Genomic DNA, 16,013 nt, shown 5'->3' with positions numbered 1-16,013 from the left:
CAGCGCTGTCCCAACACCTGGGAGCCGGGTAACACTCGCTTAATTTGGTGTTACTTGACGGTAGCTATCCGGGCGCTCGATCTGTAGAGTGCCTCAAACTGACCGAGAGTGCAACGGCGCATCCTTTTGTCAGTGCCCCCAAAGGTTCTTGCGGCTCCGCCGTGGGTGAGTCATGCCCAGTTGCGGACCGCGGCCTGACGACGGGAGGTACGATGCCCCTTTCCCACCATGCAAGAAGCGTGGCGCAACGCAGCGCCGCGGCCGGCGGTCTCTACGACCCGGCCAATGAACACGACGCGTGCGGTGTCGCTTTCGTCGCCGACCTGCAGGGTCGGCAGAGCCACGAGCTGGTCGAGAAAGCTCTGACGGCACTGCGCAACCTCGAGCACCGCGGCGCCAAGGGCGCCGACCCCGACACCGGCGACGGAGTCGGCCTGCTCACCCAGATCCCGGACGCGTTCTTCCGCGCCGAGGTGCCCTTCGCGCTGCCCGGACGCGGCGAATACGCCGTGGGCACGGCGTTCCTGCCCACCGATCCCGGCGAAGCGGCGCGGGCGGTGGAGACCATCGAGCGGATCGTGGCCGAGGAGGGCCTGCGGCTGCTCGGCTGGCGCGACCTGCCGGTCGCACCCGATTGCGCCGGCACTTCGGCGCGCGAGACGATGCCGGGCTTCCGCCAGGTCTTCCTCGATCACGAGGCCGGCGGGACGCCGCTGGAGCTGGAGCGGCGCGCGTTCTGCGTCCGCAAGCGGGCCGAGCACGAAGCCGACGTGTACTTCCCGAGCCTGTCGGCGCGCACCATCGTGTACAAGGGGATGCTCACCGAGGCCCAGCTCGGCGCGTTCTACCCGGACCTCGGCGACGAGCGGTTCGCCAGCGCGATCGGCCTGGTGCACAGCCGGTTCTCCACCAACACGTTCCCGTCGTGGCCGCTGGCGCACCCGTACCGCTACATCGCGCACAACGGCGAGATCAACACGGTCAAGGGCAACCGCAACTGGATGCGGACCCGCGAGAGCATGTTGGCCACCGACCTGATCCCCGGTGACCTGCAGCGGCTGTTCCCGATCGCCAGCCCCGGCGCCAGCGACTCGGCGACCTTCGACGAGGTGCTCGAACTGCTGCACCTGGGCGGCCGCTCGCTGCCGCACGCGGTGCTGATGATGATCCCGGAGGCGTGGGAGAACCACGCCGAGATGGACCCGGCCCGCCGCGCGTTCTACGAGTTCCACAACTACCTGATGGAACCCTGGGACGGCCCGGCGCTGGTGGCCTTCACCGACGGCACGCAGATCGGTGCGGTGCTCGACCGCAACGGCCTCCGTCCCGGGCGTTACTGGGTCACCGAGGACGGGCTCGTCGTGCTGGCCAGCGAGGTCGGCGTGCTGGAGGTCGAGCCGGACAAGGTGGTCCGCAAGGGCCGGCTGCAGCCCGGCCGGATGTTCCTGGTCGACACCGAGGCCGGCCGGATCATCGACGACGACGAGATCAAGGGCGAGCTCGCCGCCGAGCACCCGTACCAGGAGTGGCTGGACGCGGGCGTGGTGCGGCTGGCCGATTTGCCCGACCGCGAGCGGGAGCTGCCCTCGCACGACTCGCTGGTGCACCGGCAGCAGGTCTTCGGCTACACGCAGGAAGAGCTCGGCGTGCTGCTCAAGCCGATGGCCACCAGCGGCGCCGAACCGATCGGCTCGATGGGCAACGACGTGCCCTTCGCCGCCTTCTCCGAGCGCCCGCGGCAGCTGTTCGACTACTTCACCCAGTTGTTCGCGCAGGTCACCAACCCGCCGCTGGACGCCATCCGGGAAGAGCTGGTCACCTCGCTGGGCACGCACGTCGGGCCGGAGCACAACCTGCTCGACCACCACCCGGCGGCCTGCCGCAACCTGGCGCTGCCGTTCCCGGTGCTGGACAACGACCAGCTCGCCAAGATCGTGCACCTCAACGACGACGGCGACCGCCCCGGCCTCAAGCCCGCGGTGGTGTCGATGACCTACCACGTCGCGGGTGGCGGTGAAGCGCTGCGCAACCGGCTGGAGGAGATCTGCGAGGAGGTCTCGGCGGCCGTCGCCGACGGCGCGCACGTGCTGGTGCTCTCCGACCGCACGGCCGATGCCGAGCACGCGCCGATCCCGTCGCTGCTGGCGACCGGCGCCGTGCACCACCACCTGGTGCGCGAGAAGAAGCGCACCAGGGTGGGGTTGATCGTCGAAGCCGGCGACGTCCGGGAAGTGCACCATGTCGCTCTTCTCATCGGTTACGGGGCCGCTGCCGTTAACCCGTATGTGGCGATGGCCACCGTGGAAGATCTGGTGGCGACCGGCGTGATCCGCGACGTCGACGCCAAGCAGGCCACCGACAACCTCATCAAGGCGCTGGGCAAGGGCGTCCGCAAGACCATGTCCAAGATGGGCGTGTCCACTGTGGCCTCCTACACCGGCGCGCAGATCTTCGAGGCGATCGGGCTGGGCGAGGAGGTCGTGCAGCAGTGCTTCACCGGCACGACCTCGCGCCTCGGCGGCGTCGGGTTCGACGTGCTGGCGCAGGAAGTCGCCGAGCGGCACCGGCGCGCCTACCCCGACGACGGGGTGCAGGCACCGCACCGGAAGCTGGAGGTCGGCGGCGAGTACCAGTGGCGGCGCGAGGGCGAGCCGCACCTGTTCAACCCGCAGACGGTGTTCAAGCTCCAGCACTCCACCCGCAGCGGTCGCTACGAGGTGTTCAAGGAGTACACCAAGGCGGTCGACGACCAGTCCCGCGAGCTGATGACCCTGCGCGGGCTGTTCAAGTTCCGCGAGGCGCGCAAGCCGGTGCCGATCGAGCAGGTCGAGCCGGTGTCGTCCATCGTCAAGCGGTTCGCCACCGGCGCGATCTCCTACGGGTCGATCTCCAAGGAGATGCACGAGGTCCTGGCCATCGCGATGAACCGGCTGGGCGGCAAGTCCAACACCGGTGAGGGCGGTGAGGACGCCGACCGGTTCACCCCGGACGTCAGCGGCGACTCGCGGCGCTCGGCGATCAAGCAGGTCGCCTCCGGCCGCTTCGGCGTGACCAGCGAGTACCTGGTCAACTCCGATGACATCCAGATCAAGATGGCGCAGGGCGCCAAGCCCGGTGAGGGCGGTCAGCTGCCCGGCCACAAGGTGTACCCGTGGGTGGCCAAGACCCGGCACTCCACGCCGGGCGTCGGGCTGATCTCGCCGCCGCCGCACCACGACATCTACTCGATCGAGGATCTGGCGCAGCTGATCCACGACCTCAAGAACGCCAACCCCCGGGCGCGGATCCACGTCAAGCTGGTGTCCGAAGTTGGCGTCGGCACGGTCGCGGCGGGTGTGTCCAAGGCGCACGCGGACGTGGTGCTGATCTCCGGCCACGACGGCGGCACCGGCGCTTCGCCGCTTTCGTCGATCAAGCACGCCGGCGGTCCCTGGGAGCTCGGGCTGGCCGAGACGCAGCAGACGCTGCTGGCCAACGACCTGCGCGACCGGATCGTGGTGCAGACCGACGGCCAGCTCAAGACCGGTCGCGACGTGGTGATCGCGGCGCTGCTGGGCGCCGAGGAGTACGGCTTCGCCACCGCTCCGCTGGTGGTCTCGGGCTGCATCATGATGCGGGTCTGCCACCTCGACACCTGCCCGGTGGGCGTGGCCACGCAGAACCCGCAGCTGCGCGAGAAGTTCACCGGCAAGGCCGAGTACGTGGTGAACTTCTTCGAGTTCGTCGCCCAGGAGGTGCGGGAGTACCTGGCGCAGCTGGGTTTCCGGAGCCTCGACGAGGCGATCGGGCAGGCCGACCTGCTCGACACCTCCGAGGCGGTGCGGCACTGGAAGACCCGCGGCCTGGACCTCACGCCGATCACGCACGTGCCGGAGCTGCCGCCGGGCACCGCGCGGCACCAGGTCGTCGAGCAGGACCACGGCCTGGAGAAGGCGCTGGACAACACGCTGATCCAGCTCTGCGAGGGCGGCTTGAAGGAAGGCCGGCCGGTCCGGCTGGACATCCCGGTGCGCAACGTCAACCGCACGGTCGGCACCATGCTCGGCTCCGAGCTGACCCGGCGGTGGGGCGGTGAAGGCCTCCCGGACGACACCATCGACGTGACCTTCACCGGCTCGGCCGGGCAGTCCTTCGGCGCCTTCGTGCCGCGCGGCATCACCCTGCGGCTGCTGGGCGATGCCAACGACTACGTCGGCAAGGGCCTGTCCGGCGGGCGGATCGTGGTGCGGCCGGACGCGGCGGCGCCGTTCGCCGCCGAGCACAACATCATCGCGGGCAACGTGCTGCTCTACGGCGCGACCAGCGGTGAGATGTTCGTGCGCGGCATGGTCGGCGAGCGCTTCGCCGTGCGCAACTCCGGTGCCATCGCGGTGGTGGAGGGCGTCGGCGACCACGGTTGCGAGTACATGACCGGTGGCCGCGTGGTGATCCTCGGGCGGACCGGGCGCAACTTCGCGGCCGGCATGTCCGGCGGCACCGCCTACCTGCTCGACCTCGATCCCGCGCGGATCAACCCGGAGATGGTCGACCTGGACCCGCTCGACGACGCCGACCGGGAGTTCCTGCACGACCGCGTCCGGCGGCACTTCGAGCAGACCGAGTCGGCGGTGGCCCGCGAGCTGCTGGCCGACTGGGACACCTCGGTCGAGCGGTTCGGCAAGGTCATGCCGCGCGACTTCAAGCGGGTGCTCGCGGCGCGCAGCGCTGCCGAACGCGACGGCCGCGACGTCAACGAGGCGATCATGGAGGCGGCTCATGGCTGACCCCAAGGGATTCCTGACCACACCGCGGGAAACGCCGCAGCGCCGACCGGTGGACGTGCGCATCAAGGACTGGCGCGAGGTCTACCTGGAGTTCGAGCAGCCCAAGCTGCAGAAGCAGGCCGGCCGCTGCATGGACTGCGGCATCCCGTTCTGCCACCAGGGCTGCCCGCTGGGCAACCTGATCCCGGAGTGGAACGACCTGGTCTGGCGCGACGACTGGGAGGAGGCGGCCGAGCGGCTGCACGCCACCAACAACTTCCCGGAGTTCACCGGGACGTTGTGCCCCGCCCCGTGCGAGGCGGCGTGCGTGGTCGGCATCAACGCCGATCCGGTGAGCATCAAGCAGGTCGAGATCAGCATCATCGACAAGGCCTGGGATTCCGGCCTGGTGCGCCCGCAGCTGCCGCGCGCGGCCACCGGGAAGAAGGTCGCCGTGATCGGTTCCGGCCCGGCCGGGCTGGCCGCCGCCCAGCAGCTGACGCGGGTGGGTCACGGCGTGGTGGTCTACGAGCGGGCCGACCGCGTCGGCGGGCTGCTGCGCTACGGCATCCCCGAGTTCAAGATGGAGAAGCAGCGGCTGGACCGCCGCCTCGGCCAGATGCGCGCCGAGGGCACCGAGTTCCGCACGGGTGTGAACGTCGGCGTGGACGTCACGGTGGAGCAGCTGCGCGCGGACTACGACGCGGTGGTGCTGGCGGGCGGCTCGACGCTGGCCCGCGACCTGCCGGTCCCGGGGCGCGAGCTGGACGGCGTGCACCAGGCGATGGAGTACCTGCCGCTGGCCAACAAGGTGCAGGAGGGCGACCTGCAGCGGTCGCCGATCCACGCCGAGGGCAAGCACGTGGTGGTCATCGGCGGCGGCGACACGGGAGCCGACTGCGTGGGCACCGCGCACCGCCAGGGCGCGGCATCGGTGACGCAGCTGGAGATCATGCCGATGCCGCCGGAGTCCCGCCCGGAGTCCAACCCGTGGCCGACCTACCCGATGATCTACCGGGTCTCCTCGGCCCACGAGGAGGGCGGCGAACGCCTCTACTCGGTGAGCACCCAGGAGATGCTCGGCGACGAGTCGGGCAGGGTCCGCGCCCTGCGCCTGGTGGAGGTCCGCCGCACGGACGCGGGCTTCGAACCGGTCGAGGGCACCGAGCGGGAGATCCCGGCGGACCTGGTGCTGCTGGCGATGGGCTTCGTCGGCCCGGAGCGAGAAGGCCTCATCGCGGACCTGGGCGTCGATCTCGACCCCCGGGGCAACGTCGCCCGCGACGAGACCTTCATGACCACGGTGGACGGAGTCTTCACGGCGGGCGACATGGGGCGGGGCCAGTCCCTGATCGTCTGGGCGATCGCGGAGGGCCGTTCGGCAGCGGCCCACGTCGACGCCTACCTCACCAGCCGGAAGATTCTCCCCGCGCCCATCAACCCGACCGACCGCCCTCTCGTGTGAGCGCGCGACGGGCACCTCCGCGCTCCGGAGGTGCCCGTCACGCTCGGGTTTCGTCTGATCGGAGGGCTGTTCGCCGGACGCGGTTCCTGACGGGCACACCGCCCCGGGATGCTCCGGCGAGACCTCGCTTCCGGGGACGTGTCTCCACGAGGCGGGTTTCGCGTCCCGTGCCCTTGGCAGTGGGCTTTGGCGGCTTTCGTGCCAACGCAGCCAATTTCATGCGAGCTCTACCCGCACGAGACGACCGGCCCCGGCTCGATCCCGCTATCACCGCCGAACGCCAGGCATCGCGTCCGCGGGCAGGTCGACAACGCCGTGTTCGTCGTTGACCGGAGGCCAAAGCGCCGCCGGGCACGCCCCTCAAGGTGTCGGAGACGGCCGGTCAGCCCGTCGGTGAGGTCGTTTCCGGAGCGGAGGTCGCCGGAGGGGGCGGTGCCGAGGTCGGCGGTTCCGAGGTCGGGGGCGGCTCGCTCGACGGTGGCTGCGAGGAGGACGGGGGCTCCGACGACGGTGGTGGTTCCGACGGCGGTGGTGGTGGTGGCGGTGGCGGTGGTGTCGTGCTTCCGGGTGGCGGGGGAGCGGGCGGTCGTCCCGGTGCTGGTGCGGGAGCGGGTGCCGGGCCCACGGGAGGTGGTGCCGCGGCTGGTGGGACACCAGGCGGTGGCGGCGCTTCTGGTGGGAGCGGGCGGGCGAAGGCGACGAGTTCGGCGCTCGGCGGAACCGTCGCGTCGCCTGCGGTCGGCATGACACCTCTCGCGTAGGCGTCCGCCCAGGCCAGGACGTTGCGGACGTAGGCCTGCGAGTGGTTGTAGCGGAACACCGCCGCTGCCAGCTGGGTGCGGTCGCGCAGGTCTCCTCCGCCGCTGCAGAGGTACCGGCCCGCCGCCAGGGCCGCGTCGAAGACGTTGTGCGGGTCGCGGATTCCGTCCGCGTTGCCGTCGGCGGCCTGGCTGCGCCAGGTCGACGGGATGAACTGCATCGGGCCGACCGCGCGATCCCACACCGCATCGCCGTCCAGCGCCGCGCCGTCTGTGTCGCGGATCGCCGCCATCCCCGGGCCGCCGGACAGGCGCGGGCCCAGGATCGGCGCGAGGGTCCGGCCGTCGGCGTCGACCCGGCCGGAGCGCGCGTGGTGCGATTCGATGCGGCCGATCCCGGCCAGCACCGACCAGTGCAGCCCGCATCCCGGCGTGGTGCCTGCCAAGGTGCGGTCGGCGCGCTGGTAGGCCGCCAGTACCGCGCCGGGGATGCCGAGCGGGCCGGGTGGTACCTGGTCGGCGGGTTCGGCGCGCTCGGACAGGTCCTCCCCGTTGCGCACCTCTTCCAGGAACTCGGGGCTGAGCCGCTCCTCGACGGGCAGTTCGCCGTTGATCGCCACGTCGGGCGGCGGCTGCGGCGCAGCGCGTTCGACGCTCTCCACCAGCGCGTCGCCGCCCAGCGCCAGCGCCGGGACCAGCGCCACCAGCAGACCGGTCGTCACAGCGGTGAATCGCTCACCGCGGTTGAAATACCCCAAAATCCGCTCACCTCCACCCGGCTCGGCGCTCGACCTTGCCCCACGACCGGCACCTTGTGAACCACCAGAAGTGGTCGGGCGGGCGAACACCGGGCGGCCGGGAGGTTGTGCCGATCGGGCGAACGCGCATCGGTCGATCAGCGCAGGAATCGCGTTCTTCGTGCTGGTCGCGGCGTTGTGCCAACCGGATGACGATCTTTGCCGAGATCGCCGGACGCGCGTTGAATGCGGTGCCGACGCTGCATTCCCCAGGAGGTGCGTGGTGGACCTGTCCCGGCGAGCGCTCTTCGCGCACGGCGGCCGTGCCGCCGCTGGATTCGGCTCCGCGTGGATGTTGACCAGGCTGGCCGGTGAACCGGTGGCGTTCGCCGAGCCGGGTGCCGCCGGTACCCGGCAGGTGGTGATCCGCGAGGCCACCAACGCCGCCGCCGCGGTTTCGCCCGACGGGCGCGCGGTGGTGTTCGACCTGCTCAACATGCTGTGGGTGGTGCCGATGGCGGGTGGTGAGGCGGTCCGGATCACCGACGTCGTGCAGGAGGCCGGGGAGCCGGACGTGGCACCCGACGGGCGGCGCATCGTGTGCCAGTCCTACCAGGACGGTCAGTTCCAGCTGGCGCTGCTGGGCCTCGACGGCTCCGGGTTCACCTTGCTGACCAGCGGTTCCAGCGATCACCGGGAACCGCGTTTCTCGCCGGACGGCACCCGGATCGCCTTCTCCGGCGAGACCGGCGGCCGGTACGGGATCCGGGTGCTGGAACCGGCCACCGGCCGGATCACCGACTGGACCACCGGTGCCGATCAGGAGGCGCACCCGGTCTGGTTCCCCGACGGCTCGGCGATCGCCTTCACCAGGGGCGTGGACAACGCGCCGCGGGCGATCGACGCGGTGGACGCGGCGGGCAACCGGCGCACCCTCGTCGAAGTCGCCGACGGCCAGCTCGCCGGACCGTCCTTCGCGCCCGACGGGCGGTTCGCCTACGTGCACCTGACCACCGACCGGTCCGTGCTGGTGATCGACGGTCGCGAGGTGTCGGGCCCGGACGAGGACGTGTTCCCGTTCGCGCCGCGCTGGCTGTCGGCCGACGAGGTGCTCTACACCGCCGACGGGAAGATCCGCCGCCGCGATCTGCGCACCGGCCGCGTGCAAGACGTGCCCTTCACCGCGGAGGTCTCGGTGCGGCCCGCGGTGGAGCGGGCGAGCACGCGCGATTTCGACAGCTCCGCGCCGCGGCCGGTCAAGGGCCTGGTGGGGCCTGCGCTCTCCCCGGACGGGCAGCAGGTGGCCTGCCAGGCGCTCGGCGACATCTGGTTGCTGCGGCGCGACGGGGAGCCCGAGCGCGTCGTGGCCGACGGCAACTTCAACGGCGCTCCGGCCTGGTCACCGGACGGCCGGACGTTGGTGTTCACCAGCGACCGGAACGGCCAGCTGGACCTGTGGCTGCACGATCTGACCACCGGTGAGCAGCGGCAGCTGACCGATCTCGACGGGGACGAGCGGGCGCCCGCGTTCAGCCCGGACGGGCGCAGCGTCGCCTTCCTCTCCCACGGCTGGGTGTGCGCGGTGGAGCTGGCGACCGGTGCGGTGCGCAAGATCACCGGGCCGCTCAACGCGCCCGGCAGGCCGTGCTTCAGCGCCGACGGCAGCAAGCTGGGCCTGGCCGGTTTCGTCCCGGTGACCAGGCGCTACCGGGAGGGCGGCAACCAGGTGCTGACGGTGGACGTGGCCACCGGCGCGGCGGAGTACACGCCGGCGCTGCCGGGCCGGTCGCTGGTCAACCGGGTCGACGCGGGGCCGGTGTACTCGCCCGACGGGCGCAGCGCGGCGTTCGTGGTGTCCGGCACCGTCTGGGTGTCCGATGTGGATGATCGAGCGCGGCCGGTCGGCGCGCCGCGGCGGATCAGCGCGGAGACCGCGGACTGCCCGAGCTGGGGCGGTGATTCCCGCACCCTGCTCTACCTGTCCAACGGCCGCCTCCGGATCGCCGACGTGCGCAGCGGCGCGGTGCGGTCGATGCCCACCCGGCTGACCTGGCGGCCGCGGCGGCCGGACGGCGAGGTGGTGATCCGGGCCGGCGCGCTGTGGGACGGCGAGCACCGGGAGCTGCGCCGCGATGTGGAGGTGCTGGTCCGCGGTAACCGGATCGCGGCGGTCGGCCGGGGCCTCGCCGCGCCGGAGGTGATCGACGCCCGGGATCTGACGGTGCTGCCGGGCATGGTGGCCACGCACGAGCACCTGCCGTGGGAGAACAACCGGATCCCGCGGCTGTGGCTGTCCTTCGGCGTCACCTCGGTGCGGTCGCCGGGATCGGGCCACTACGTCGCGGTGGAGGCGAAGGAGGCGCAGGAGTCGGGGAGCAGGCTGGGGCCGCGGGTGTTCGCCGCCGGGGAGTTCGTCGACGGCGGCCGGGTGTACTACGAGAGCAACCGGCCCATCACCGACTCCGACGAGCTGCGCCGCGAGCTGGAGCGGGTCGGCGAACTCGGCCACGACATGGTCAAGACCTACGTCCGCCTGCCGTACTCCCGCCAGCGCGAGGCGATCGAGCTCGCGCACGCCAGCGGCGTGCCGGTGAGCTCGCACTACCTGTACGGGCCCGCCGCGCTGGGCGCGGACGCGGTCGAGCACACCGGCGCCACCAGCCGCTACGGGCACCGGCACAAGGAGAGCCAGACCGGCCGCGCTTACGCCGACGTGATCGAAACCCTGGTCCGCGCGGGCATGTCCTCGACACCCACGTTGGGGCTGGCCCCGCCGGCCACTCCGGCGGTCTACCACTTCGCCGGGTGGGCGCTGGAGGACCCGCGGCTGAAGGCGTTGCTGCCGGCGGAGATGTACGAGGAGTTCCGGGCCGAGGTCGAGGAAGCGGCGGGCCGCTACCCGGAGCCGGAGATGAGGTACAACGCGCGGCAGGTGGCGACGGTGCGCAGGATGGTGGCGGCGGGCGGCAACATCGCCGTCGGCACCGATTCGCCCCTGGTGCCGCACGCGATCTTCTACCACCTGAACCTCGACACCATGGTGCGCAACGGGATCGACAACCACGACGTCCTGCGCGCGGCCACGGCCGGTGGCGCGCGAGTGCTCGGCATGAGCGAGCAGCTGGGCACGGTCACCGCGGGCAAGCTCGCGGACCTCGCCTTCGTGCAGGGCGATCCGCTCACCGACAACCGGGCCGTGGCCCAGGTCCGCCAGGTGATGCTCGACGGAGTGCTGCACACCGTCGACGAGCTGATCGGCGGGCCCGCCGCGAAACCTACGGCGCGACCGGTGCACACCGTCCGGACCTTCCCGGCGCGGCAGGAGCACTGGTGGCACGGCGCGGAGTACACCTCCGGGCACGTCTGCTGCTGATCCACCACCGTTCACGGGGGGTGCCTCCGCTGCGCTCGTGCGCTGTGGGAGCGGCCCCGGGCGGTGCGGCATCCGGTGTCAGCGGGCGATGGGGCGCTTCTTGTGTTTCGTTGCGCGCAATAAGTTGGGAGTCGGCAATTTTCGCCTCCCGCGGTGTCCATAGTGGTGGGCTATCGGTGCGTTCGCGCGTTGCTCTTTGACGGTGTGATCCGGGTCTCGTTCAATTGGCGGGCAGTCGTCGCCCTCCCGGAATTCGCACCTCTTTCCCGCTTTCGCCGAAGGGACCGCGCATGTCCGTCGACAGAGTGCACGAAGCCGCACCCGGTACCGCAGCTGCGGTCCAGCGCCCGGTGATGGCCTGGGTGATCACCGGAATGCTGGTGCTGTTCGTCGTGGTCAACTGGGCCGACAAGACGGTGTTCGGCATCGCCGCGCAACCGTTGAAGGAGGAGCTCGGGCTGACATCGGCGCAGGTCGGGTTCATCGGCAGCGCCTTCTTCTTCCTGTTCAGCATCGCCGGGCTGACCGTCGGCTTCATCGGCAACCGGGTCCGGACCAAGTGGGTGCTGTTCACGCTGGCCGCGCTGTGGTCGCTGACCATGGTCCCGGTGCTCGTCTCGGCCAGCTTCGCCACCCTGCTGATCAGCCGGATCGGCCTCGGCGCGGCGGAAGGGCCGTCGGGCGCGCTGGCCGCCGCCGGGGCCTTCGAGTGGTTCCCGAAGGAGAAGCGCAGCTTCCCGTCGGCGTGGTTGTCCTCCGGCGCGTCGATCGCCAAGATCGCCATCGCCCCGCTGCTGGCGCTGATCGTCGCGGTGTGGGGCTGGCGGGCGTCGTTCGTCGCGCTGGCCGTGGCCGGGGTCGTGTGGGCGCTGGCCTGGGCGCTGATCGGGCGGCAGGGCCCGTACGCGGCGCCGCTGGGGCGCAATGAATCCGCGCCGATCGTGCAGCGGGTGCCGTTCCGGCGGATCGCGCTGTCGCGCACCTTCCTCGGCTGCGTCGTCGGCACGTTCACCATGTACGGGCTGGTGTCGGTGATCCTGACCTGGCTGCCGTCCTACTTCGAGGTCGGGCTGGGCATCGACCGGCTGCAGGCCGGAGTGATGTTCGGCCTGCCGAGCATCTCGGGCATGACCGCGATGCTGGTGGTCTCCTGGTTCAGCGACCGGGCCGTCGCGGCCGGTTCGAGCGCCCGGGTGCAGCGCGGTCTGGTGCCGGCGGGCGGGCTGCTGATCGGCGGTGCGCTGCTCGCGCTGCTGCCGTACCTGGTGTCGCCGGTGCTGGCGATCATCGCGGTGGTGGTCGGCTACGGCATCGGGACGGTGGCACTGCCGCTGGCGACGGCCGCGGTGTCGCAGATCTGCCCGCCCGCCCAGCAGTCCGGAACGCTGGGAGTCTTCCTCGCGTTGCAGTCGTCGTCGGGGCTGTTCGCCCCGGCGCTGACCGGCTGGCTGGTGGACGTCGCGCCGACGCCGAGCGAGGGCTTCGCCCTGGCGTTCCAGGTCTTCGGCCTGGCGGCCGCGGTCGGCGGCATCGCCACCGCCCTGCTGGTCAACCCCGAACGCGACGCCCGACGCGTCCTCGGGGCGTGAGAGGAGCGCTGTGATCGTTGTCGTCGAGGGGCCGAGCGCGGCGGGCAAGACCACCTGGTGCCGTCGGCGCTTTCCCGGTCACGTCGTCGAGGAGTACCAGCCGACCGGGAGCGAGCCGGTCGATCCGGTCGTGCGGGCGAGCTACTGGAGCGAGGTCAACGCCGGGCGGTGGGCCGCAGCTCTCGACCGGGGCAGGAGACGGGCTTCGCGGTGTGCGACAGCGATCCGCTCAAGCCGCACTACAGCTGGTGCCTGGCCGCGATCGGTGAAGGTCCGGCGGCCCGGTTCCGGGCGGAAGCGGTGGCGGTTCGGGCAGCGGTCGCCGAGAAGCGCCTGGGGCTGGCCGATCTGGTCCTGCCGCCGCTGCCGGTGCTGCGGCGGCGGCGAGACGGTGATCCGACCCGCCGGCGCCGCCACTTCGACCTCCACGCGCGGCTGTCGGAGCCCCGCGGGCAGTGGTACCGCGCCTGGGCGGCGGTGAGCCCGGGCAGGCACGTCTGGCACCTGCCTGCCGCGGAGCTCCCGCAGCCGGGGAAGCGACCGGACCGCTACGACCTCGCGATCCTCGACGGTCTGCTCGACGCTGCCACCGCTTCCGTAGGCGCGCATAGGCGCGGCCTATTCGAGCGTTCTGGGTCTGATCTTTGCCCGGGAGCGGGAGCGGTGGTTCATTCGAATCCTGGACCGCCGGTTCCGGACAGGAGATGCAGATGAGGGACGCAGTCATCGTCGAGGCCGTGCGCACCCCGGTCGGCAAGCGCAACGGTGCACTGGCCGGGATCCACCCGGCGGACTTGTCCGCGCGGGTGCTCAACGCGCTCGTCGAGCGCGCCGGGGTCGAACCGGCCGATGTCGACGACGTGGTGTGGGGCTGCGTGAGCCAGGCGGGGGAGCAGGCGGGCAACATCGCGCGGACCTCGGTGCTGGCCGCGGGCTGGCCGGAATCGGTGCCCGCCACCTCGGTGGACCGGCAGTGCGGTTCCAGCCAGCAGGCCGTGCACGCGGCCGCCGCCGGGGTCATCGCGGGCTACTACGACATCGCCGTGGCAGGCGGCGTGGAGTCGATGAGCCGGGTGCCGATGGGCTTCGCCCGTCAGGGCGTGGACAAGGTGCTGCCGGACTCGGTGCTGGACCGCTACGGCGTGCGGGGCTTCAACCAGGGCATCGGCGCGGAGATGGTGGCCGCGAAGTGGGGCTTCTCCCGGCAGCAGCTCGACGAGTACTCGCTGTCCTCGCACGCCAAGGCCGCCGCGGCCATCGACTCCGGCGCGTTCGACGGGCAGCTGGTGGAACTGCCGGAGCTGAGCGCCGACGAAGGCGTGCGGCGCGGCGGCAGCCTGGAGGCGCTGGGCAAGCTCAAGACGGCGTTCAGCGAGGACGGCGTGATCACCGCGGGCAACGCCTCGCAGATCTCCGACGGCAGCGGCGCGCTGCTCATCACCACCAGCGACATCGCCCGCGAACGGGGCCTGCGGCCGATCGCGCGGGTGCACACGGCGGTGCTGGCCGGTGACGACCCGGTGATGATGCTGTCCGCGCCGTGGCCCGCCACGCACAAGGCGCTGCGCAAGGCCGGGCTCGGCATCGGCGACATCGGCGCGTTCGAGGTCAACGAGGCGTTCGCGCCGGTGCCGCTGGCCTGGTTGGCCGAGACCGGCGCGGACCCGGCCCGCCTCAACCCGCTCGGCGGTGCGATCGCCGTCGGGCACCCGCTGGGCGGTTCCGGCGCGGTCCTGATGACCCGCCTGGTGCACCACATGCGGGCCAACGGCATCCGCTACGGCCTCCAGACGATGTGCGAGGGCGGCGGCATGGCCAACGCCACCATCCTCGAACTCCTCTGAGTGCCGGGTACCGCCGCAATTTCAATGGAAATCGCACATCCAATTTCAATGGAAGTTGCGCGCCCGTCGGCGCGTCGGGCGCCCGACATGCCGACGGCGCGTCGGGATCCACGCGATTTCAATGGAAATCAGACGGCTGATTTCAATTGAAATCGCACGTCGGGTGCGGACTTAAGGGTTGCGAGGAGGAACGGATGCGCAGCAGTGCTTACGGGGCCGAGCACCAGGCTTTCCGGGAGGTGGTCCGGGAGTTCCTGGCCAAGGAGGTCGTGCCGCACTTCGCCGACTGGGAGAAGGCCGGGCTGGTGCCGCGGGAGCTGTTCCGCAAGGCCGGCGCGGTCGGGATGCTCGGCCTGCAGGTGCCCGAGGAGTACGGCGGCGGCGGGACGAGCAGCTTCAAGTTCAACGCTGTCATCACCGAGGAGACCGCCCGCGCAGGTGTTTCGCTGGGCGGGGCGAAGGTGCACACCGACGTGGTGGTGCCCTACTTCATCTCGCTGTGCGACGCGGAGCAGAAGCGGCGCTGGCTGCCGGGCCTGGCCAGCGGTGAGCTGATGAGCGCCATCGCCATGACCGAGCCCGGCACCGGGTCGGACCTGGCGGGCATGGCCACCACCGCCACCCGCGACGGCGACCACTACGTGCTCACCGGTGCCAAGACGTTCATCACCGGCGGGCACAACGCCGACCTGGTGATCGTGGTGGCCCGCACCGGGCGCGGTGAGAACCGGCGCGACGGGCTGTCGCTGCTGGTCGTGGAGCGCGGGATGCCCGGGTTCAGCCGGGGCCGCAACCTGGAGAAGCTCGGCCTCAAGGCGCAGGACACCGCGGAGCTGTTCTTCGACGAGGTGCGGGTCCCGGCGGCGAACCTCCTCGGCGAGGAGGGCCGCGCCTTCCAGTACCTGGGCGCGAACCTGCCCCAGGAGCGGCTGGGCATCGCGGTGTCGGGCCAGGCCGCGGCGGAAGCGGCGCTGCGCATGACGCTGGACTACGTGCGCGAGCGCGAGGTCTTCGGCAAACCGGTGGGCAGCTTCCAGAACAGCAAGTTCGAGCTGGCCGGGTGCGCGGTGCAGATCGAGGCGGGGCGGGCGCTGCTGGACCGCGCGCTCGACGAGCACGACGCCGGGGAGCTGTCCGCGGCCGACGCGGCGAAGGTCAAGGTGTACTGCACCGAACTCCAGTCCACAGTGGTCGACCGGTGCCTGCAGCTGCACGGCGGCTACGGCTACATCATGGAGTACCCGATCGCCCGCATGTACGCCGACGCGCGCGTCACCCGCATCTTCGGCGGCACCACCGAGGTGATGAAGACGATCATCGCCAAGGACCTCGGTCTCTGACGCGCTTGTGGAGCGCTCCGCCCGGTGCGGGGCGCTCCCGCGCGCGAGCGGCGGGGCCGGAAATCCGTTCGTTCCGGGAGATTGACTCAGCAATGACGCGAACTTAGAGTCCTCAGCTGTGATCCCGGCCGATCAGGCGGTTCCGGGAAGTGGCCCGCACCAGGA

7 protein-coding genes are annotated in these 16,013 nt (G+C 71.3%); 6 read left to right on the top strand and 1 reads right to left on the bottom strand.

The window, feature by feature from the left end; translation table 11 throughout:
- The first annotated feature begins 212 nt into the window (after positions 1-212).
- Both gltB and C4T78_RS02245 read left to right on the top strand, forming a co-directional pair.
- A complete protein-coding gene (gene gltB / locus C4T78_RS02250) occupies positions 213-4,763 on the top strand; it encodes a glutamate synthase large subunit (protein ID WP_093347780.1) in 4,551 nt (1,516 codons plus the stop codon).
- Positions 4,756-6,207: a glutamate synthase subunit beta gene (locus C4T78_RS02245; RefSeq protein ID WP_093347782.1), complete on the top strand. Its 1,452-nt coding sequence runs from the start codon at positions 4,756-4,758 to the stop codon at positions 6,205-6,207. Before gltB ends, C4T78_RS02245 begins: the two co-directional genes overlap by 8 nt.
- A 382-nt stretch (positions 6,208-6,589) precedes the next feature.
- Here C4T78_RS02245 and C4T78_RS36270 read toward each other — a convergent pair whose 3' ends face one another.
- Positions 6,590-7,687, bottom strand: a complete 1,098-nt coding sequence (locus tag C4T78_RS36270) for a lytic transglycosylase domain-containing protein (protein WP_235863084.1) — start codon at positions 7,685-7,687, stop codon at positions 6,590-6,592.
- Between the two features lie 298 nt (positions 7,688-7,985).
- Here C4T78_RS36270 and C4T78_RS02225 point away from each other — a divergent pair, with 298 nt between their 5' ends.
- The 4 genes from C4T78_RS02225 to C4T78_RS02205 all read left to right on the top strand — a co-directional run bounded on the left by C4T78_RS02225 (position 7,986) and on the right by C4T78_RS02205 (position 15,848).
- Positions 7,986-11,075 carry an amidohydrolase family protein gene (locus C4T78_RS02225; RefSeq protein WP_218161469.1) on the top strand — a complete coding sequence of 1,030 codons (3,090 nt, stop codon included), beginning with the start codon at positions 7,986-7,988 and terminating at the stop codon, positions 11,073-11,075.
- Between the two features lie 290 nt (positions 11,076-11,365).
- Positions 11,366-12,664: an MFS transporter gene (locus C4T78_RS02220; RefSeq protein WP_235863085.1), complete on the top strand. Its 1,299-nt coding sequence runs from the start codon at positions 11,366-11,368 to the stop codon at positions 12,662-12,664.
- Between the two features lie 710 nt (positions 12,665-13,374).
- Positions 13,375-14,508 (top strand): thiolase family protein, encoded by a 1,134-nt coding sequence (locus C4T78_RS02210; protein WP_093347785.1) that lies wholly within the window; start codon positions 13,375-13,377, stop codon positions 14,506-14,508.
- Between the two features lie 194 nt (positions 14,509-14,702).
- Entirely contained in the window at positions 14,703-15,848 is a 1,146-nt protein-coding gene (locus C4T78_RS02205) for an acyl-CoA dehydrogenase family protein (protein WP_093347788.1), read from the top strand.
- The last annotated feature ends 165 nt before the right edge of the window (positions 15,849-16,013 follow it).

It is taken from the genome of Saccharopolyspora kobensis, assembly GCF_900108315.1.
Classification (GTDB): Bacteria; Actinomycetota; Actinomycetes; order Mycobacteriales; family Pseudonocardiaceae; genus Saccharopolyspora; species Saccharopolyspora kobensis.
Note: the sequence above shows the minus strand (reverse complement) of the source record. Positions and strands in the feature narration are given on the sequence as shown.

Bases quoted from the DNA above. Each gene is read 5' to 3' on its own strand.
- C4T78_RS02220 (WP_235863085.1), top strand. From the start codon at position 11,366: ATGTCCGTCGACAGAGTGCACGAAGCCGCACCCGGTACCGCAGCTGCG.
- C4T78_RS02205 (WP_093347788.1), top strand. From the start codon at position 14,703: ATGCGCAGCAGTGCTTACGGGGCCGAGCACCAGGCTTTCCGGGAGGTG.
- C4T78_RS02245 (WP_093347782.1), top strand. From the start codon at position 4,756: ATGGCTGACCCCAAGGGATTCCTGACCACACCGCGGGAAACGCCGCAG.
- gltB (WP_093347780.1), top strand. From the start codon at position 213: ATGCCCCTTTCCCACCATGCAAGAAGCGTGGCGCAACGCAGCGCCGCG.
- C4T78_RS02210 (WP_093347785.1), top strand. From the start codon at position 13,375: ATGAGGGACGCAGTCATCGTCGAGGCCGTGCGCACCCCGGTCGGCAAG.